Source organism: Bradyrhizobium sp. 215_C5_N1_1 (assembly GCF_052075935.1).
Lineage (GTDB): Bacteria > Pseudomonadota > Alphaproteobacteria > Rhizobiales > Xanthobacteraceae > Bradyrhizobium > Bradyrhizobium barranii.
In genome coordinates this window covers 58,371-76,072 of sequence record NZ_CP197228.1, presented here as the reverse complement: position 1 = coordinate 76,072, position 17,702 = coordinate 58,371, and the positions used below count along the sequence as shown (strand labels likewise).

Genomic DNA, 17,702 nt, shown 5'->3' with positions numbered 1-17,702 from the left:
TCCACGTCTTTGCTACCGGTTGCGGAAGAACGTGGATGCCCGGGACAAGCCCGGCCATGACGGAGAGCGGAGAGTAATTGCGAGATGGAAGGACTGATGAAAGGCAAGCGCGGTCTGATCATGGGCATCGCCAATGATCATTCGATCGCCTGGGGCATGGCGAAGGCGCTGCATGCCCACGGTGCCGAGCTTGCCTTCACCTTCCAGGGCGAGGCGCTGGGCAAGCGCGTCAAGCCATTGGCGGAGCAGCTCGGCGTGGAATTGGTGCTGCCTTGCGACGTCGAGGACATTGCCAGCGTTGATACGACCTTCGCCGTGCTGCGCGAGAAATGGGGCAAGCTCGATTTCGTCATCCACGCCATCGGCTTTGCCGACAAGAACGAGCTGAAGGGCCGCTACGCCGACACCAGCCGCGAGAATTTTTCGCGCACCATGGTGATCTCCTGCTTCTCGTTCACTGAGGTCGCAAAACGCGCCGCCGAGCTGATGACGGAGGGCGGCAGCATGATCACGCTGACCTTCGGCGCCTCTGAGCGCGCGATGCCGAACTACAACGTGATGGGTGTCGCCAAGGCGGCGCTGGAAGCTTCCGTGCGCTACCTCGCCTCCGATTTCGGACCGCGCGGCATCCGCGTCAACGCCATCTCCGCAGGCCCCATCCGTACGCTCGCCGGCTCGGGCATCGGCGAGGCGCGTGCGATGTTCGGCTTCATGCAGAAACATTCGCCGCTCCGCCGCGGCGTCACGCTCGACGAGCTCGGCGGCTCGGCGCTGTATCTGTTGTCGGATCTCTCCGGCGGCGTGACCGGCGAGATCCACTATGTCGATTCCGGCTACAACGTCATCCTGATGCCGAGGCCGGACGACCTGAAATCGTCAGAGTAGTTCGTAGGGTGGGCAAAGGCGCACTTGCGCCGTGCCCACCATTTCTCCCCGATCGCGCAGAGGTGGTGGGCACGCTCCGCTTTGCCCACCCTACGAGAGTTGGTTTATCCCGCCGCGATCTTCTCCGCGCTCTGGAACGCCGGCCGCGCCATGCAGCGCGCGAGATAGGCATCGAAGGCCGGGCGGGACGGCACCATCTTGAACAGGCGGACGGCGAAGTTCAGGCCGGAGCCGACCGTGATGTCGGCTGCCGAAAATTCCTCGCCGAGGATCCACGGTCCCTTCGCGAGCGCAGCTTCCAGCACGTCGAACACCTGCGTGGCGCTGCCCCAGGCCGCGGTCGAGGTCGGGATCTCGATCTTGGTGAAGATCTGGATGATGGCAGGCTCGATGCAGCCTGGCGAAAAGAACAGCCATTGCAGATAGCGCGCACGACGCGGATCGGTTACCGCGGGCGCGAGCTTCGCTTCGGGATAGCGGTCGGCGATGTAGGCGCAGATCGCGGCGGCCTCGCCGAGCGCGGCATCGCCGTCGGCGAGCGCCGGCACCTTGCCCATCGGATTGACCTTGAGGAAATCCGGCGCCTTCTGCGCGCCGGTCGAGATGTCGGTCAGCACGCGCTCATAGGGCAGGCCGCTCTCTTCCATCAGCCAGAGCGTCGTGAACGAGCGCGAACGGGGCGACCAATAGAGCTTGATCATGGCGAGAACTTTCCATTGGCGTAACGGCGGGCGAGGGCAGATTCATTGCGTGTTTGCGCCCGATGCGCAACGCACTATGCCTAGATGGATGCGCCGTTCTGCGAGCGATATCTTGGTCAACGTGACGGCGACGGACGTTGCAGCAGGGCCGGCAGCGTCTTGTCGAGACTCTTCGTCAGCATCGTGCGTACCCCGTCGCGCAGCACCGGGTTGTTGACTGCGTCCGCCGGCTTCTCCGGAAACATCGCGTGATCCAGCTCGCTCGACGGACCGCCGAGCGGATTGTGCAGCAAGCGCTCCACGTACGTGTCCTCGGTCATCAAGGCGGGTGCCTCCTTGATCAACGCGAAGGTGGTACCGTCATAGACCCGGATGTACATCATCGCGAAGAGATGGACTGGCCCACCGTAAGGGTATTGTGAGATACCGATGCCGGATTCCCGATGCGTTCCGTGATTCCGGTGGACGACGATGTAGCGCTCACACCGCAGTTTGGGCGCGAGGAAGCGAACGAAGTTTCCGATGTCGGTCGCTGCGCTGTAAAAAAACGGATGCTGCTTTTCGCGACCACCGGACTTGAGCTCTTCGACGGTGTAGGGAATTCTCTTCACGGAACTGCCGGACGCAGCGGCGCGAACGCGCGAGACGACGAGGTCGTCGAGCGCCCACGCCGCAATCGAGACCCGCGCACGTTTGTCCATGAACGTGAAAGGCCCGAACTTCTCGACCACGAATAGGTCACCGCCGACCGGTATCACGCCGATTTGGCACGGGCCGCTTTCAACCGGTCCGCTTGGCTTGACGCCTGCCGGTTTCTTGATCGCGGGCTTGACCACTTCCGGCTTTGGCGCCGGTTGCACCTGCCCGCCTGTCGGCGACAGCAGCGCGTATGATACCAATGCGGCGGCAAGCAGATTCATCGTCGTACGCCAACGCGCCTTATTGCGCGAAATACGGCGGCAAGATCTTGTCCAGCCGTTTGGTCAGGAAGTCGCGGGTGGTATCGCGCAGGGCGGTGTTGCTGGCGGCGTCCGCGGCCGTCTCCGGAAACATGGACTTGTCCACCATCTGCAGAAGTTCGTTCGAAACGAAGTTGTCTGCCATATGCTTCATGACACCTTCGAACGTTACGGCGGGGCCCTTCATGATTTCGAAGGTGCGGCCATCGACCCATGTCACGCCGATATAGGCGAAGACATATGCATATGAGATGAGACCAACGCCCCGGCTGAAGATGCCGACGCCGCTGAGCGACTGATTGGTCCCGTCAAGCTGTCCTTCGCTGCGCATGACGACGAGATAGCGCTCGCAACCGGCATTGCCCGCGACCTGTCGGATCAGGTTCGACAGCTCTTCGCGCCGATTGCGGAACAGGCCGGATTTGGGGTGATAGTAGGAATCGAGCGCGCCCTTGGCGTAAGTGATCCGTCGCACCGGCGTGTTGCCTGCTGCGGCCCGCACCCGGGCAAAGACAAGATCGTCAAGGCCCCAGGATACCGGGACTTCTGCATAGTCGTTGCCGAACACGGTCAGACCGATCTTCTGGACGACAAAGATGTCCCCGGTCCCCGCAATCACGCCGACGCCGCAAGGACCGGCAGTCGCCGGCTCCGCAGGCTTGGCTGTCGCCTTCGGCTTCGTCGTCGCTTTCTTGGCTGTCGGCTTTGCCTGTGGTGTGGTCTGAGCGGCGGGAGCGGTGGTTGCGGGAGGGGTTTGCGCTGCTGCCGAAGTCAGGAAGGACAGCAGGATGAGCACCGGGGCAGCAAGTCGAAACATGGATTCCAAGGATCAGAGGCGGGAGGTCATCGGATACGCCACACTAGGGTGGGATCGTGACAACCGCAAGCTGCAGCCCGGGATCGCTGTCTATCCGGTGAGCCGCGGCCGCCTCCACCGATAATACTTCATCACGAACCCATTCGACGGCTCGATCTCTTCCTTCTCGAATACAAACCCTTCGCGCTCGTACCAGCGCCAGGCTTTCTCGTTCTCGCGCACGCAGCGCAGGTACATCTCGTCGGGCATTTGCGTGCGCGTGAAGGCCAGCAGCTTCCGCCCGAGCGATTGCCCCTGATAGGCAGGGCCGACGAACAGCATGTCGAGATAGAGTTTTGGCAGATGCAGCGCCAGCATGGCGGCGATCGTGCCGTTGTCGTCGGCGACGAACAGGCTCCAGCCGTTCTCGATCTCGCGCCTGATGCGCGCGCGCAGATTTGCCAACAGGAACTCACTCGCCTCGGCGAGGCCGGTCGAGACCCAGCTTTCCATCCAGACGCGACCGATCTCGTCATATTCGTCGGCGCGGGCGGGGCGGATGACGGGATCAGACATTGGCGCTCTCAGTTCGATCTGCCCGCCTTGCGCGGGGGCTCGCTTGAGTGATCCCGGCTATTCAGGAAAATTCCCGCCTACCCACGTTGGCCGCGCGTGGCTTGCCGCGGGCGCGCCTTGCCGGCCGACAGGCACACCACCTCGGAGATCTGCAGCAGCTGCCGCGCCAGCGGGCTGGTCTTGCGCCAGACCATGCCGATGGTGCGCGAGGGCTCGGGATCGCGGAAGCGCGACAGCGAGACCGAGGCCGATCGCGTCTCCACCGACACCGCCATTTCCGGGATCAAGGTGACGCCGATGCCGGCGCTGACCATCTGGACCAGCGTCGACAGCGAATTCGCATCCAGCATCTCGCGCGGCGGCGCCGATTGCATGTTGCAGAACGACAGCGCCTGATCGCGGAAGCAGTGCCCCTCTTCGAGCAGCAGCAGCCGCATCTCGCGCATCATCTCGCGCGATGGCACCGGCGTGCCTTCGTCGGAGCCCGGCCGCACCAGCAGGAATTTCTCGTCGAACAGCGCGACCTCGGTGAGCGAAGGCTCGGACACCGGCAGTGCGACGATGGCGGTGTCGAGCCGGCCTTCCACCAGTTCCTGGATCAGCCGCGGCGTCATCGTCTCGCGCACGCGGATGTCGAGCTCCGGATGCATGCGCGTGAGATTCTTGGTGATCTTCGGCAGCAGATAGGGCGCGATCGTCGGGATCATGCCGATCCGCAGCCGGCCCGCAAACCGGTCCTGTGACGCGCGCGCGAAATCGCCGAGCTCATCGACCGAGCGCAGGATGTCGCGGACGCGCGGTGCGAGCTCCTCGCCGAACCGGGTCAGCGCCACCTGCCGGGCGCTGCGCTCCAGCAGCAGGCCGCCGAGCGCCTCCTCCAGTTCCTTGATCTGCATCGACAGGGCCGGCTGGGAGATCGAGCTTGCCTCCGCCGCGCGGCCGAAATGGCCGTGACGCGCCAGCGCGTCGAAATATCTGAGCTGGCGCATCGTCACGTTGGCCATCAGAAAATCCTATCGCAGCGATCATTAAAGTCAACTTCCCCTGATCGAATGCGAAGCCTAGAGTAATTCTACCTGGTCAAAGGCGCGAGTTCGACGCCACCAGAGGAGGTATTCATGGATGACACTTCGAAGTGCCCGTTTTCGGGCGGAAAACCCACGCGCGTGAACCGCGACTGGTGGCCGACCCAGCTCAGCATCGAGATGCTGCACAAGAATTCGACCCTGTCCGACCCGATGGGCAAGGAGTTCGACTATGCCAAGGAGTTCAAGTCGCTCGACCTGAATGCCGTCATCAAGGACCTGACGGCTCTGATGACGGACTCGCAGGAATGGTGGCCTGCCGATTTCGGCCACTATGGCGGCCTCATGATCCGCATGGCCTGGCACAGCGCGGGCACCTATCGCACCACGGACGGCCGCGGTGGCGCCGGTGCCGGTCAGCAGCGTTTCGCACCGCTGAACAGCTGGCCCGACAACGCCAATCTCGACAAGGCGCGCCGTCTGCTCTGGCCGATCAAGCAGAAATACGGCCGCAAGATCTCCTGGGCCGATCTGATGGTGCTCGCCGGCAACGTCGCGCTGGAATCGATGGGCTTCAAGACCTTCGGCTTCGCCGGCGGCCGCGCCGACGTGTGGGAGCCGGAAGAGCTCTATTGGGGTCCTGAAGGCACGTGGCTGGGCGACGAGCGCTACAGCGGCGAACGCCAGCTCGCCGAGCCGCTCGGCGCGGTGCAGATGGGCCTGATCTACGTCAATCCGGAAGGCCCGAACGGCAAGCCTGACCCGGTCGCCGCGGCCAAGGACATCCGCGAGACGTTCGCCCGCATGGCGATGAACGACGAGGAAACCGTCGCGCTGATCGCCGGCGGCCACACCTTCGGCAAGACCCACGGCGCGGGCGATCCGTCGCTGGTCGGTCCGGAGCCGGAAGCGGGCGCGCTCGAGGATCAGGGCCTCGGCTGGAAGAGCAAGTACGCTTCCGGCCAGGCGGGCGATTCCATCACCAGCGGTATCGAGGTGACATGGACGACGACGCCGACGAAGTGGAGCAACAACTTCTTCGAGAACCTGTTCAAGTACGAATGGGAGCTGACGAAGAGCCCGGGCGGTGCGAATCAGTGGACGGCCAAGGGTGCCGACGCGATCATTCCTGATGCCTTCGACAAGTCGAAGAAGCACCGGCCGACGATGCTGACGACCGACCTCTCGCTGCGTCTCGATCCGGCCTACGAGAAGATCTCGCGTCGCTTCTTCGAAAACCCGGATCAGTTCGCGGACGCCTTTGCCCGCGCCTGGTTCAAGCTCACCCACCGCGATATGGGTCCGATTCAGCGCTATCTCGGCCCGCTGGTGCCGAAGGAAACGCTGATCTGGCAGGATCCGATTCCGAAGGTGAACCACGAGCTGGTCGGCGACCAGGACATCGCTGCGCTGAAGACCAAGATACTGGCTTCGGGCCTCTCGGTCTCCGAGCTGGTCTCGACCGCCTGGGCGTCGGCTTCGACGTTCCGCGGCTCCGACAAGCGCGGCGGCGCCAACGGCGCGCGCATCCGTCTGGCCCCGCAGAAGGATTGGGAGGTGAACCAGCCGGCTCAGCTCTCCAAGGTTCTCGGCAAGCTCGAAGCGATCCAGAAGGACTTCAACGCATCGGCAGGTGCGAAGAAGGTCTCGCTCGCCGACCTCATCGTCCTCGGCGGTTCTGCCGCGGTCGAGAAGGCCGCGAAGGATGCCGGCGTTGACGTGAAGCTTGGCTTCACGCCGGGCCGCATGGATGCTTCGCAGGAGCAGACCGACGCGGAATCCTTCGCCCCGCTGGAGCCGCGGGCCGATGGCTTCCGCAACTACGTCGGCAAGAAGCATCAGTTCCTGCAGCAGGAGGAAGCTCTTGTCGATCGCGCGCAGCTGCTGAAGCTGTCCGGTCCCGAGCTGACCGCGCTCGTCGGCGGTCTGCGTGTGCTCGGCGCCAATGCGGGCGGTTCGAAGCACGGCGTCTTGACCTCGAAGGTCGGAACGCTGAGCAACGACTTCTTCATCAACCTGCTCGACATGAGCGCGCAGTGGACGCCGGCGGCTGACGGCACCTACGAGGCCCGCGACCGCAAGACCAACGCGGTGAAGTGGACCGGCACGCGCGCCGACCTGATCTTCGGTGCGCACTCGCAGCTCCGCGCCTTCGCCGAGGTCTATGCCTCGTCGGACGCCAAGCAGCAGTTCGTGCAGGACTTCGCCAAGGCCTGGACCAAGGTGATGAACCTCGACCGGTACGACCTCGCGGCCTGATCCCCGGGCTTAAGCAAGCGACAAACAAAAAGGGCGGCCGCGAGGCCGCCCTTCGTGTTTCTGATGTGCGGATCGATTACTCGCCGGCGGCTTCGCGCGGGGTCTTCTCGCCGTCGCCGCCCTTGCCTTCGAGGTCTTCGCCGGTGGTCTGGTCGACCACCTTCATCGACAGCCGGGTCTTGCCGCGGTCGTCGAAGCCGAGCAGCTTGACCTTGACCTTGTCGCCTTCCTTGACGACGTCGGAGGTCTTCTGCACGCGCGCCGAAGCGAGCTGGCTGATGTGGACGAGGCCGTCCTTGGAACCGAAGAAGTTCACGAAGGCGCCGAACTCCATCACCTTGACGACGGTGCCGTCATAGATCTGGCCGACTTCCGGATCGGAGGCGATCGACTTGATCCACTTGATCGCGGCCTTCATCGCCTCGCCATCGGAGGAGGCGACCTTCACGGTGCCGTCGTCCTCGATGTTGACTTTGGCGCCGGTCTTCTCGACGATCTCGCGGATCACCTTGCCGCCGGTGCCGATCACTTCGCGGATCTTGTCGGTGGCGATCTTGAAGGTCTCGATGCGCGGCGCGTACTCGCCGAGCTCGGCGCGGGCGTTGGTGAGCGCCTTGGCCATTTCACCGAGGATGTGGATACGGCCATCCTTGGCCTGACCGAGCGCCACCTTCATGATCTCTTCGGTGATGCCCTCGATCTTGATGTCCATCTGGAGCGAGGTGATGCCTTGCTCGGTACCGGCGACCTTGAAGTCCATGTCGCCGAGATGGTCCTCGTCACCGAGGATGTCCGAGAGAACCGCGAAGCGCTTGTCTTCGAGGATCAGGCCCATCGCGATGCCCGCGGTCGGCCGCTTCAACGGCACGCCGGCATCCATCAGCGCCAGCGAAGCGCCGCAGACCGAAGCCATCGAGGACGAGCCGTTCGACTCGGTGATCTCCGACACCACGCGCGTGGTGTAGGGGAACTCGTGATGCGGCGGCAGCACCGGGTGGATCGCGCGCCAGGCGAGCTTGCCGTGGCCGATCTCGCGACGCTTGGTGCCGCCGAGGCGGCCGGTCTCACCGACCGAGTAGGGAGGGAAGTTGTAGTGCAGCAGGAACGTCTCTTTGTACGTTCCGGACAGCGCGTCGATGTACTGCTCGTCCTCGCCGGTGCCGAGCGTGGTCACGACCAGCGCCTGGGTCTCGCCGCGGGTGAACAGCGCCGAGCCGTGGGCACGGGGCAGCACGCCGACTTCGGCGATGATGTTGCGCACGGTCTTGGAATCGCGGCCGTCGATGCGCTTGCCGGTGTCGAGGATGTTCCAGCGAACGATCTTCGCTTCCAGCTCCTTGAACACGCCGCCGATGCGCAGCTTGTCGTATTTCGGCTCCTGGCCTTCGGGGAAGTAGTGAGCGATCACCTTTTCCTTGACCTTGCCGACCGCGGCGTAGCGATCCTGCTTGATCGGAATGGCATAGGCGGCGCGCAGCTCCTGCTCGACGAGGCCGAGCATTTCCTTCTCGAGCGCCGAATTGTCGATGACGGTGACTTCGCGCGGCTCCTTGGCAGCCTTCTCGGCCAGCTCGATGATCGCGTTGATCACCGGCTGGAAGTGGCGGTGACCGAACATCACGGCGCCGAGCATCACCTCTTCGTTGAGCTCCTTGGCTTCCGATTCCACCATCAGCACGGCGTCGGCGGTGCCGGCGACGACGAGGTCGAGCTGGGTGTCGACCATCTCGTCGAGCGTCGGGTTGAGGATGAACTCGTCATTGGCGAAGCCGACGCGCGCTGCGCCGATCGGGCCCTTGAAGGGCGCGCCGGACAGGGTCAGCGCAGCCGATGAGGCCACCAGCGCCACGATATCGGGATCGTTCTCCATGTCGTGCGACAGCACGGTGACGATCACCTGGGTCTCGTTGCGCCAGCCGTCGACGAACAGCGGACGGATCGGACGGTCGATCAGGCGGGAGACCAGCGTCTCCTTCTCGGTCGGACGACCCTCGCGCTTGAAATAGCCGCCGGGAATGCGGCCGGCTGCGTAGGTCTTCTCCTGGTAGTCGACCGTCAGCGGCAGGAAGTCGACGCCTTCGCGCGGCGCCTTCGCCGCGACGACGGTGGCGAGCACCACGGTCTCGCCATAGGTGGCGACGACGGCGCCGTCGGCCTGACGTGCGATCTTGCCGGTTTCGAGCTTGAGAGGGCGTCCACCCCAGTCGATCTCGACTGAATGCTTATTGAACATAGATGTCTTCTTTCATGGGTTCTCGAAAGAAGGACGGCCCGAAAAACAAAAACCATGCGCAAGATTGCGGGACGTTGATCGAAGCGGGCGATCAGCGTCCTGCGATCCTGCCATGGTTTTCGGATTTCGGATGGCGTCCATCCTTTCGGGTCATACGGGCGCCTTGCCCGTTGTGCCCAGCCGCCGGATTGCTGCTGGACTGTCAGTCGGCACGAACGCGAACACCGGATTGCGGTCCTCGCCCATCGTGCCCGGGTGCTAGCCGTCAACGGCTCGCACCCGACGCGCACGCAGCCTCGATCAAAAACCTTTAAACAAACGCTTTCGCTCGAAACCGCGCACGAAAACGCGCGCCAGTGGCGCGCGCAGGAACACTTAACGACGAATGTTGTGCTTCTCGAGCAGCGCCTTGTAACGCGCCTCGTCCCTCTTCTTGAGGTAGTCGAGCAGCGAGCGGCGGGTCGAAACCAGCTTCAAGAGGCCGCGACGCGAATGGTTGTCCTTCACGTGGGTCTTGAAATGGTTGGTGAGGTTGTTGATGCGTTCCGACAGGATCGCGACCTGAACCTCCGGCGAGCCGGTGTCGCCGGCCTTGTTGGCATTCGTCTTGATGACTTCCGCTTTGCGTTCTGCGGCAATCGACATCGTCAATTTCTCTCGTTGCGACCGGTGCTGGCAGTCAGACCGGTCAGGTTGAACACACGCTTGGGGATGATTTCGCCGTTGCCGACTTCAGCAAGCGCCAATAGACGGCCTGCCACCGTGACATAGACTGTGCCGCTACTAGTGGGCGCATCCCGTCCGCGCAATAAAACGGCCTGGCCCCGATGGAGCCTTGCCGCATCAGCCCGAGTGACGGCCAGTGCCGGGATGTCGTCCAGCGCGGTCTCAACGGGCATAAGCGCGTCGGCGAGGCTGCCCTCGCCGGACGCGGCTCTATCGCATAAAGCCTCCAACTGATCCAGCGGAATCATGTCGTTCTCGTCAAATGGGCCGACCAGGGTCCGCCGCAGCGCGCAGATGTGGCCGTAAGTGCCGAGAATCCGGCCCATATCGCGGGCCAGCGCCCGGACATAGGTGCCCTTGCCGCACTCCGCCTCGAACACTGCCCGGTCGCTATCCGGTTGATCCACAAGGGTTAAATGATGAATTTCGACGGGACGGGGGGCCAGTTCCACAACCTCGCCGTCGCGGGCGAGGTCGTAGGCGCGCTCGCCCTGGACCTTGATCGCGGAATAGCGCGGCGGGATCTGCTCGATCACCCCGGTGAAGCGGGGCAGCAGGGCCAGGATGGCCTCCTGGGTCGGGCGCTGGTCGGAGGTCGCGGTGACCCGGCCCTCGATATCATCGGTGTCGCGCTCCTCGCCCCAGCACACGGTGAACTGGTAGCGCTTGCGGCCGTCCATCACGAAGGGAACGGTCTTGGTGGCCTCGCCGAGCGCAATCGGCAGGCCGCCGGAGGCGAGCGGGTCGAGCGTGCCGGCGTGTCCCGCGCGCTTGGCGTTGAACAGGCGCTTGAGCACGGCGACGGCTTGCGTCGAGGTCATGCCAATCGGCTTGTCGAGCACGACCCAGCCATGGACGTCGCGGCGGTCGCGGCGCGGCTGGTTGCCCTTCTGCTTGTTGGCGCGGGGATCGTTGTTGACGCGGCGCGGCTCCTGATGCGGCTGGGAATCGCCGCCGAGATCCGCAAAATTATTTTTCTGCACGTCGCGCTGATCGGTCTCTTCGCCGCCGATCGTGCCGTGAGCCGGGTCCATCGTCATCGCTCTTCTTCCCGATCCGAATCCGGATCCTGTTCCAGGTCCTTCTGCACCGCAGGTGTTCGCAAAAGCTTCTCGATCCGTTCCGCTTCGTCGAATCGTTCGTCGACGCGGAAACGAAGGTCAGGTGCAAATTTCAGGTTAACGCGCCGCGCGACTTCGCCGCGCAGGAATTTCTTGTTGCGCTCGAGCGCAGCGATGATGACCTCGGTGTCGCGGCCACCGAGCGGCATCACGTAAACCGTTGCGAGCTTCAGGTCGGGCGACATCCGAACCTCCGGCACGGTGATGATGTGACCTTCGAGGTCCGCATCATGCACATTGCCTTGCGCCAGAATCTCGGCCATCGCGTGGCGAACCTGCTCGCCGACACGCAACTGGCGTTGCGAGCCGCCCGGCGCGGAACTTTTCTTCTGATGGTGGCGGGGCATGGTTGAAAATCACCTCGTCGTGCCCGCGTTTGGGACACGAGCATTGTCATTTGTCCTGTTGAAACGAATGCGGCGCGGATGGCCGGAATAAATCCGGCCATCGCACTCCCGCAATTTCAGCTCAAAAAGATCCGGGCGCTTCGGTAAGATTTGGACTTACAGGGAGCGCTGGATCGTCTCCACGCGATAACACTCGATCACGTCACCGGCACGCATGTCGTGGTAGTTCTCGAAGGCCATACCGCATTCCTGACCGGACTGCACTTCCTTCACTTCGTCCTTGAAGCGCTTCAGCGTCGACAGCTTGCCTTCATGTACGACGACATTGTCGCGGATCAGGCGCACATTGGCGCCGCGTTCCACGGTGCCGTCGGTGACGCGGCAGCCGGCGACCTTGCCGACCTTGGAGATGTTGAAGATCTCCAGGATCGCGGCATTGCCCAGCATGGTTTCGCGCAAGGTCGGCGCGAGCAGGCCGCTCATCGCCTTCTTCACGTCGTCCACGAGGTCGTAGATGATGTTGTAGTAGCGGATCTCGATGCCGTTGCGCTTGGCGGCCGCAGCCGCCTCCTTGTTGGCACGAACCGAGAAGCCGATGATCGCGGCGTTGAAGCCTTCCGCGAGCGTCACGTCCGATTCCGAGATGCCGCCGACGCCGGCATGCAGGATGCGGGCTGCGACTTCGTCGGTGCCGAGCTTCTCCAGCGAGCCGAGGATCGCTTCGAGCGAGCCCTGCACGTCGGCCTTGATGATCAGCGGGAATTCCTTGCGGCCCGCCGTCTTCAATTGCGACATCATCTGCTCGAGCGAGCCGCGCATGCCGGAGATCGAGGCAGCCGCGTTCTCGCGCTTCTGGTGCGCGCGATAGCTGGTGACCTGGCGGGCGCGGGCTTCGTTCTCGACCACCGCGAGACGATCGCCGGCCTCCGGCGGACCGTTGAAGCCGAGCACCTCGACCGGAACCGAAGGACCGGCCTCATGCACCGTCTCGCCCTGATCCGAGATCAGCGCGCGGACGCGGCCCATCTCGGCGCCGGCGACAATGATGTCACCGACACGAAGCGTGCCGCGCTGGACCAGCACGGTCGCGACCGGGCCACGGCCGCGATCGAGCTTGGCTTCGATCACGGTGCCTTCGGCCGGACGCTCCGAATTGGTCTTCAAGTCGAGGATGTCGGCCTGGAGCGCGATCATCTCGAGCAGCTTGTCGAGATTGGTCTTGTTCTTGGCTGACACTTCGACGTCGACGACTTCGCCGCCGAAGGATTCGACCTGCACCTCGTGCTGGAGCAGCTCGGTGCGCACGCGCTCGGGCTTCGCATCGGGCTTGTCGATCTTGTTGATGGCAACGATGATCGGCACCCGCGCCGCCTTGGCGTGGTTGATGGCTTCGATCGTCTGCGGCATGACGCCGTCATCGGCAGCAACCACCAGCACGACGATGTCGGTCACCTTGGCGCCGCGGGCGCGCATCGCGGTGAACGCGGCGTGGCCGGGCGTGTCGATGAAGGTGATCTTCTTGCCGCTTTCGGGCGACAGCACCTGATAGGCGCCGATATGCTGGGTGATGCCGCCGGCTTCGCCGGAGACAACGTTGGCATGGCGGAGCGCGTCGAGCAGCGAGGTCTTGCCGTGGTCGACGTGACCCATCACGGTCACGACGGGCGAACGCGTCTCGGTGTCGGTGGAATCGTCGGTGGCGTCGAACAGGCCTTCTTCAACGTCGGACGCGGCAACGCGCTTGACGGTGTGACCAAGCTCTTCGGCGATCAGCTGCGCAGTGTCGGCGTCGATCACGTCGGTGATCTTGTGAATCGCGCCCTGTTTCATCAGCATGCGGATGATTTCCACCGCGCGCTCGGCCATGCGGTTGGCGAGCTCCTGGATGGTGATCGCTTCCGGAATGACCACCTCGCGGATGAGCTTTTCCTTCGGCTCGTTCGCGGCATGGCCCTTCAGGCGCTGAGTGCGGCGGCGGAACGAGGCGATCGAGCGCTCGCGCACGTCGTCGGCATTGAATGCGGTCACGACCGTCAGGCGACCGCGCTCCTTCTGCGGGCCGGGTTTGTGGGTGGGCTTGGGGGCTACCACGGGACGCGCGGCGCCGCCGGGACCGCGACGGATCTGGCGCGGACCATCGTCCTCGTCCGGTCCGGCTGCGACCGCGGGAGCGCGACCCAACGGGCCGCCTCCCGGCCTTGCGGTGGTCGTTCCAGGGCGCGCGGTGGTTGTTCCCGGGCGCGCCGTGGTCGTGGTGGTGCCGGGGCGTGCTGCGGGCGCGCCAGGACGTGGCGCGGGAGCGGCCGGGGCGGCAGTTGCAGGGCGCGCGGCTGACGCCGGCTGTTCGCCTTCGCCAAAACGCTTCTTGGCCTCGGTTTCGGCCTTGCGCTTGGCTTCCTCTTCGTGGCGGTGGCGCTCATCCTCGGCCTTGCGGCGGGCCTCGGCGGCTTCGCGCTCGACGCGTTCGGCGGCTTCGCGGACAGCGCGGCGCTGGGCTTCGTCTTCGGCCTGGCGGCGCTCTTCGACTTCGCGCACCTTGGCGTCGGCCAGCGCGCTGGCGCGGGCGGAACGTTCGTCCTCGGTCAGCGTGCGCAGCACCACGCCGGAGCCGGCGTTGCGCGGCGGAGCCGGGCGTGCCGGAGCGGGAGCAGGCGCGGCCGGTGCCGGCTTTGCAACAACCGCGGGAGCTTGCGGTTCGGGGCTGCCGTCGACGCGGCGCTTGCCGCGCTTCTCGACCACGACCTGCTTGCTGCGGCCATGGCTGAAGCTCTGACGCACAGTGCCCGTTTCGACGCGCGGCTTGAGCGATAGCGTCTTGCTCGGAACGCTCAGCTTCTTGTCGTCAGGGGTCTTGGTATCAACCATTCAGCAGTCCTAATCCTGATCTTTGTTAACGTTGTGCGTTGCCGCACCGTCCTATCGGGTCGTCGTTGTCTCTCAGAAATCCTGGCCGGGCTTTTCGGCAGTCTTGTCATCGTCCGCCATCCGGTATCGGACCAGCATCTGGCTACGTGACAGGAATGACTTGCTCGCCGGGCCCGCGAGCAGGGCAGCATGTATCACATTTGACCGGGTAAGTGCCAAATCCAATTCTATCGATTTCAACGCAGTGACGACGGGAATCTGCGGCTTGGCGCCGCGATTCCCGTCATTTTGACGTGCCAGCATGTCCAATTTGCGGATTCCGTCCGCGGCCCCGTCGCTGGCATGGATCAGGACCTCGGCCGTGCCCTCCCGCAGGGCGCTTTCGACCTTGCCGAAGCCGGCCACAATCTGGCCCGCCTTGGCGGCAATCCCAAGGGCTTCCGTCACGCTCCGAACCAGGAGCGCCTCGATGTCGGCGGGAAGCGTCTGGGGAGTGCGCAGCTCGCGCTTGAAGGCTTTGCTAAATTGGTGACGCCGCACGGCTTCCGCAACCACCTCGCGCGAGGCGGTGACCCACATGCCGCGTCCGGGCAGCTTGCGCTTGAGATCGGGAACTATGTCGCCTTGCGGCGAAATGACGAAGCGGATCAGCTCGTCGATCGGCCGGACCTCGCGACTGACCGCGCACATCCGCATGGTCGCGGACCTTTCGGTCCGCGGTCCATGGTCGAGATCGTGGTCAGTATCTGCGAGCATCCGGGCGACATTCTCCTTCGTCCTTAAGCCGGCTGATCTTCGGTCGCCTCGGCCTCTTCGGCGGGCTTCGCGAGATCGGCTTCGGTGATCCAGCCGGCCTTGACGCGGGCCTGCATGATCATGGCTTCAGCATCGTCACGGGAGATCTCGATACCGTCGAGCGCACCCGGATATTTGGTCTGCTCGCCGCCTTCCTTGCGCTCGGTCCAGCCGACCAGGTCGTCGGTGGCGCAGCCGGCGAGGTCTTCGACGGTCTTGATGTCGTTCTCGCCGAATTTCACCAGCATCTTGGAGGTGACGCCCGGCACGTCCTTGACGGCGTCCTCGACACCGAGCTCCTTGCGCTTGGCCTCGATCTCGGCCTCCTGCTGCTCGAGATATTCGCGGGCACGGTTCTGGAGCTCTTGCGCGGTCTCCTCGTCGAAGCCTTCGATGCCGGCGAGTTCCTTGAGGTCCACCATCGCGAGTTCCTCGACCGAGGTGAAGCCTTCGGACGCCAGCAATTGGCCGACCACTTCGTCGACGTTGAGCGATTCCATGAAGACGCGGGTGGAGTTCTCGAAGTCGGCCTGGCGGCGCTCCGATTCCTCCTGCTCGGTCAGGATGTCGATGTCCCAGCCGGTGAGCTGCGAGGCCAGACGCACGTTCTGGCCGCGGCGGCCGATCGCCAGCGAGAGCTGGTTGTTGGTGTCGGGCACGACGACCTCGATGCGCTCGCGGTCTTCGTCGATGACGACCTTGGAGACTTCCGCCGGCGCCAGCGCGTTGACCACGAAGGTCGCGATGTCGGGCGACCACGGGATGATGTCGATCTTCTCGCCCTGCAGCTCGTTCACCACCGCCTGCACGCGCGAGCCGCGCATACCGACGCAGGCGCCGACCGGATCGACCGAGGAATCGCGGGAAATCACGCCGATTTTCGCGCGCGAGCCAGGATCGCGGGCCACCGCCTTGATCTCGACGATGCCGTCATAGATTTCAGGCACTTCCTGCGCGAACAGCTTCGCCATGAACTGCGGATGGGTGCGGGAGAGGAAGATCTGCGGGCCGCGGGTCTCGCGGCGGACGTCGAAGATGTAGGCGCGGACGCGGTCGCCGTTGCGGAACACTTCGCGCGGCAGCATCTCGTCGCGGCGGATGATGGCTTCACCGCGGCCGAGGTCGACGATCACGCTGCCATATTCGACGCGCTTGACGACGCCGTTGACGATGTCGCCGATGCGGTCCTTGAATTCCTGATATTGCCGGTCGCGCTCGGCCTCGCGCACCTTCTGCACGATCACCTGCTTGGCCGATTGCGCGGCGATGCGGCCATATTCCAGCGGCGGCAGCGTATCGGCGATGGTGTCACCGACCTGGGCGCCGGGATTGGCGCGCTGCGCATCCACCAGCGAGATCTGGTTGGAATGATTTTCGACCTTCTCGACCACCAGCATGTGGCGCGACAGCCGCAGCTCGCCCTTCTTCGGGTCGATCTCGGCATGAACGTCAGTCTCGCTGCCGTAACGTGCCCGTGCCGCCTTGGCGATGGCGTCTTCCATCGCCGCGATGACGATGCCGCGGTCGATCGATTTCTCGCGCGCGACGGCATCGGCGATCTGGAGCAATTCAAGTCGATTGGCGCTGACTGCCATGGCTAGTCTCCTTCGTCAGGCTCGATCTCGCCCCGCCGCGCGCGTTCGGCGGCCAGGCGGTGCTTCTTCGTATTGGTCGGTGCCGGCTTCTTTTTTTGCGGCTTGGTGTTCTTGGTGATCTTCGCACTGATTTCCGCGTGCGGTGCAGCCGGCGGCTCGATGCCGAGATCGCGGCGCATCTGGCGCTCCTCGGCCTTGCCGCGGCGCATGGATTCCGCGATCAGCTCGTCGGTCAGCACCAAGCGTGCCTCACCGATGTCTTCCATCGTCAGGAGAACGTCGGGATTATCGTTCGCCTTGACGTCGTCGCGATGCAGGTGCACGCGGTCGCCTTCGACGGCACCAAGCATGCCACGGAACCGCTTCCGCCCCTCATGGGCGACCGCCATGTCGATCTTCACCAGATAGCCGGAATAGCGCTCGAAATCCGAGCGGCGCACCAGCGGACGGTCGATCCCCGGCGAGGAGATTTCCAGCCGATAAGCGCGGTCGATGGGGTCCGCGACGTCGAGCACGGGCGACAGCGCCCGCGAGATCGCTTCGCAATCCTCGAGCTGCATCGAGCCGTCCGGCCGCTCGGCCATGATCTGCACGGTGCAGCCGGCCTCGCCGGAGATGCGGATCCGCACCAGGCGGTAGCCCATGCCCTCGAGCACCGGACCTGCGACCGCAGACACCCGTGCCGCCACGCCCGGCTCGACCACGAGCCTCGGCTCGGCCAGCAACTCGGCATCCGTGGAACCAGTGTTTGGTTCGGTCATATCAGGGGTCAAGGCGCTCGATGGTTAAGGCTTGGTTAAGACTTGAACAGATTAGGAT

The 17,702-nt window shown here is 64.3% G+C and carries 15 protein-coding genes; 2 read left to right on the top strand and 13 right to left on the bottom strand.

Translation table 11 applies throughout. The features are described 5' to 3' along the window. Positions 1–84 precede the first annotated feature (84 nt). Positions 85–885 (top strand): enoyl-ACP reductase FabI, encoded by an 801-nt coding sequence (gene fabI, locus AB7G19_RS00320; RefSeq protein ID WP_085405041.1) that lies wholly within the window; start codon positions 85–87, stop codon positions 883–885. A gap of 104 nt (positions 886–989) precedes the next feature. Here fabI and AB7G19_RS00315 read toward each other — a convergent pair whose 3' ends face one another. From AB7G19_RS00315 to AB7G19_RS00295, 5 genes are all read right to left on the bottom strand, one after another. Next, the gene (locus tag AB7G19_RS00315) at positions 990–1,586 is read right to left on the bottom strand and encodes a glutathione S-transferase family protein (RefSeq protein ID WP_085405042.1); all 597 of its coding nucleotides are present in this window, start codon (positions 1,584–1,586) and stop codon (positions 990–992) included. A 116-nt stretch (positions 1,587–1,702) separates the two neighbouring features. Next, complete coding sequence (locus AB7G19_RS00310) at positions 1,703–2,506, bottom strand: hypothetical protein (RefSeq protein WP_441267660.1); 804 nt, start codon at positions 2,504–2,506, stop codon at positions 1,703–1,705. Positions 2,507–2,525: 19 nt separating this feature from the next. After that, positions 2,526–3,341, bottom strand: a complete 816-nt coding sequence (locus AB7G19_RS00305; RefSeq protein ID WP_441267659.1) for a hypothetical protein — start codon at positions 3,339–3,341, stop codon at positions 2,526–2,528. Positions 3,342–3,452: 111 nt separating this feature from the next. Beyond that, entirely contained in the window at positions 3,453–3,917 is a 465-nt protein-coding gene (locus AB7G19_RS00300) for a GNAT family N-acetyltransferase (RefSeq protein WP_085405045.1), read from the bottom strand. Positions 3,918–3,994: 77 nt separating this feature from the next. Continuing rightward, positions 3,995–4,921, bottom strand: coding sequence for a hydrogen peroxide-inducible genes activator (locus tag AB7G19_RS00295; RefSeq protein WP_028150571.1), 927 nt, complete (start codon positions 4,919–4,921; stop codon positions 3,995–3,997). Between the two features lie 114 nt (positions 4,922–5,035). On the opposite strand from AB7G19_RS00295, the gene katG reads away from it, so the two are divergent. Further along, a complete protein-coding gene (katG, locus tag AB7G19_RS00290; RefSeq protein WP_085405046.1) occupies positions 5,036–7,201 on the top strand; it encodes a catalase/peroxidase HPI in 2,166 nt (721 codons plus the stop codon). Positions 7,202–7,277: 76 nt separating this feature from the next. Here the strand turns inward: katG and pnp are convergent, their stop codons facing one another. The 8 genes from pnp to rimP all read right to left on the bottom strand — a co-directional run bounded on the left by pnp (position 7,278) and on the right by rimP (position 17,644). Then, positions 7,278–9,434, bottom strand: coding sequence for a polyribonucleotide nucleotidyltransferase (gene pnp / locus AB7G19_RS00285; RefSeq protein WP_085405047.1), 2,157 nt, complete (start codon positions 9,432–9,434; stop codon positions 7,278–7,280). Positions 9,435–9,809: 375 nt separating this feature from the next. Beyond that, positions 9,810–10,079, bottom strand: a complete 270-nt coding sequence (gene rpsO, locus AB7G19_RS00280; protein WP_008131787.1) for a 30S ribosomal protein S15 — start codon at positions 10,077–10,079, stop codon at positions 9,810–9,812. A 2-nt stretch (positions 10,080–10,081) separates the two neighbouring features. After that, positions 10,082–11,200: a tRNA pseudouridine(55) synthase TruB gene (gene truB, locus AB7G19_RS00275; protein WP_063980141.1), complete on the bottom strand. Its 1,119-nt coding sequence runs from the start codon at positions 11,198–11,200 to the stop codon at positions 10,082–10,084. Further along, the gene (rbfA, locus tag AB7G19_RS00270) at positions 11,197–11,628 is read right to left on the bottom strand and encodes a 30S ribosome-binding factor RbfA (protein ID WP_028150575.1); all 432 of its coding nucleotides are present in this window, start codon (positions 11,626–11,628) and stop codon (positions 11,197–11,199) included. The genes truB and rbfA overlap by 4 nt, the downstream gene beginning before the upstream one ends. A 156-nt stretch (positions 11,629–11,784) precedes the next feature. Next, positions 11,785–14,493: a translation initiation factor IF-2 gene (gene infB, locus AB7G19_RS00265; RefSeq protein WP_071908927.1), complete on the bottom strand. Its 2,709-nt coding sequence runs from the start codon at positions 14,491–14,493 to the stop codon at positions 11,785–11,787. A gap of 72 nt (positions 14,494–14,565) precedes the next feature. Next, complete coding sequence (locus AB7G19_RS00260) at positions 14,566–15,249, bottom strand: RNA-binding protein (protein ID WP_063980138.1); 684 nt, start codon at positions 15,247–15,249, stop codon at positions 14,566–14,568. Between the two features lie 23 nt (positions 15,250–15,272). After that, entirely contained in the window at positions 15,273–16,883 is a 1,611-nt protein-coding gene (gene nusA, locus AB7G19_RS00255) for a transcription termination factor NusA (RefSeq protein ID WP_085405048.1), read from the bottom strand. Positions 16,884–16,885: 2 nt separating this feature from the next. Beyond that, entirely contained in the window at positions 16,886–17,644 is a 759-nt protein-coding gene (rimP, locus tag AB7G19_RS00250; RefSeq protein WP_063980137.1) for a ribosome maturation factor RimP, read from the bottom strand. Between the last annotated feature and the right edge of the window lie 58 nt (positions 17,645–17,702).

Excerpts from the sequence above, each read along its gene's own strand:
- fabI (WP_085405041.1), top strand. The coding sequence starts at position 85 with ATGGAAGGACTGATGAAAGGCAAGCGCGGTCTGATCATGGGCATCGCC.
- AB7G19_RS00315 (WP_085405042.1), bottom strand. The coding sequence starts at position 1,586 with ATGATCAAGCTCTATTGGTCGCCCCGTTCGCGCTCGTTCACGACGCTC.
- AB7G19_RS00310 (WP_441267660.1), bottom strand. The coding sequence starts at position 2,506 with ATGAATCTGCTTGCCGCCGCATTGGTATCATACGCGCTGCTGTCGCCG.
- AB7G19_RS00300 (WP_085405045.1), bottom strand. The coding sequence starts at position 3,917 with ATGTCTGATCCCGTCATCCGCCCCGCCCGCGCCGACGAATATGACGAG.
- AB7G19_RS00295 (WP_028150571.1), bottom strand. The coding sequence starts at position 4,921 with ATGGCCAACGTGACGATGCGCCAGCTCAGATATTTCGACGCGCTGGCG.
- katG (WP_085405046.1), top strand. The coding sequence starts at position 5,036 with ATGGATGACACTTCGAAGTGCCCGTTTTCGGGCGGAAAACCCACGCGC.
- pnp (WP_085405047.1), bottom strand. The coding sequence starts at position 9,434 with ATGTTCAATAAGCATTCAGTCGAGATCGACTGGGGTGGACGCCCTCTC.
- rpsO (WP_008131787.1), bottom strand. The coding sequence starts at position 10,079 with ATGTCGATTGCCGCAGAACGCAAAGCGGAAGTCATCAAGACGAATGCC.
- truB (WP_063980141.1), bottom strand. The coding sequence starts at position 11,200 with ATGACGATGGACCCGGCTCACGGCACGATCGGCGGCGAAGAGACCGAT.
- rbfA (WP_028150575.1), bottom strand. The coding sequence starts at position 11,628 with ATGCCCCGCCACCATCAGAAGAAAAGTTCCGCGCCGGGCGGCTCGCAA.
- infB (WP_071908927.1), bottom strand. The coding sequence starts at position 14,493 with ATGGTTGATACCAAGACCCCTGACGACAAGAAGCTGAGCGTTCCGAGC.
- AB7G19_RS00260 (WP_063980138.1), bottom strand. The coding sequence starts at position 15,249 with ATGCTCGCAGATACTGACCACGATCTCGACCATGGACCGCGGACCGAA.
- nusA (WP_085405048.1), bottom strand. The coding sequence starts at position 16,883 with ATGGCAGTCAGCGCCAATCGACTTGAATTGCTCCAGATCGCCGATGCC.
- rimP (WP_063980137.1), bottom strand. The coding sequence starts at position 17,644 with ATGACCGAACCAAACACTGGTTCCACGGATGCCGAGTTGCTGGCCGAG.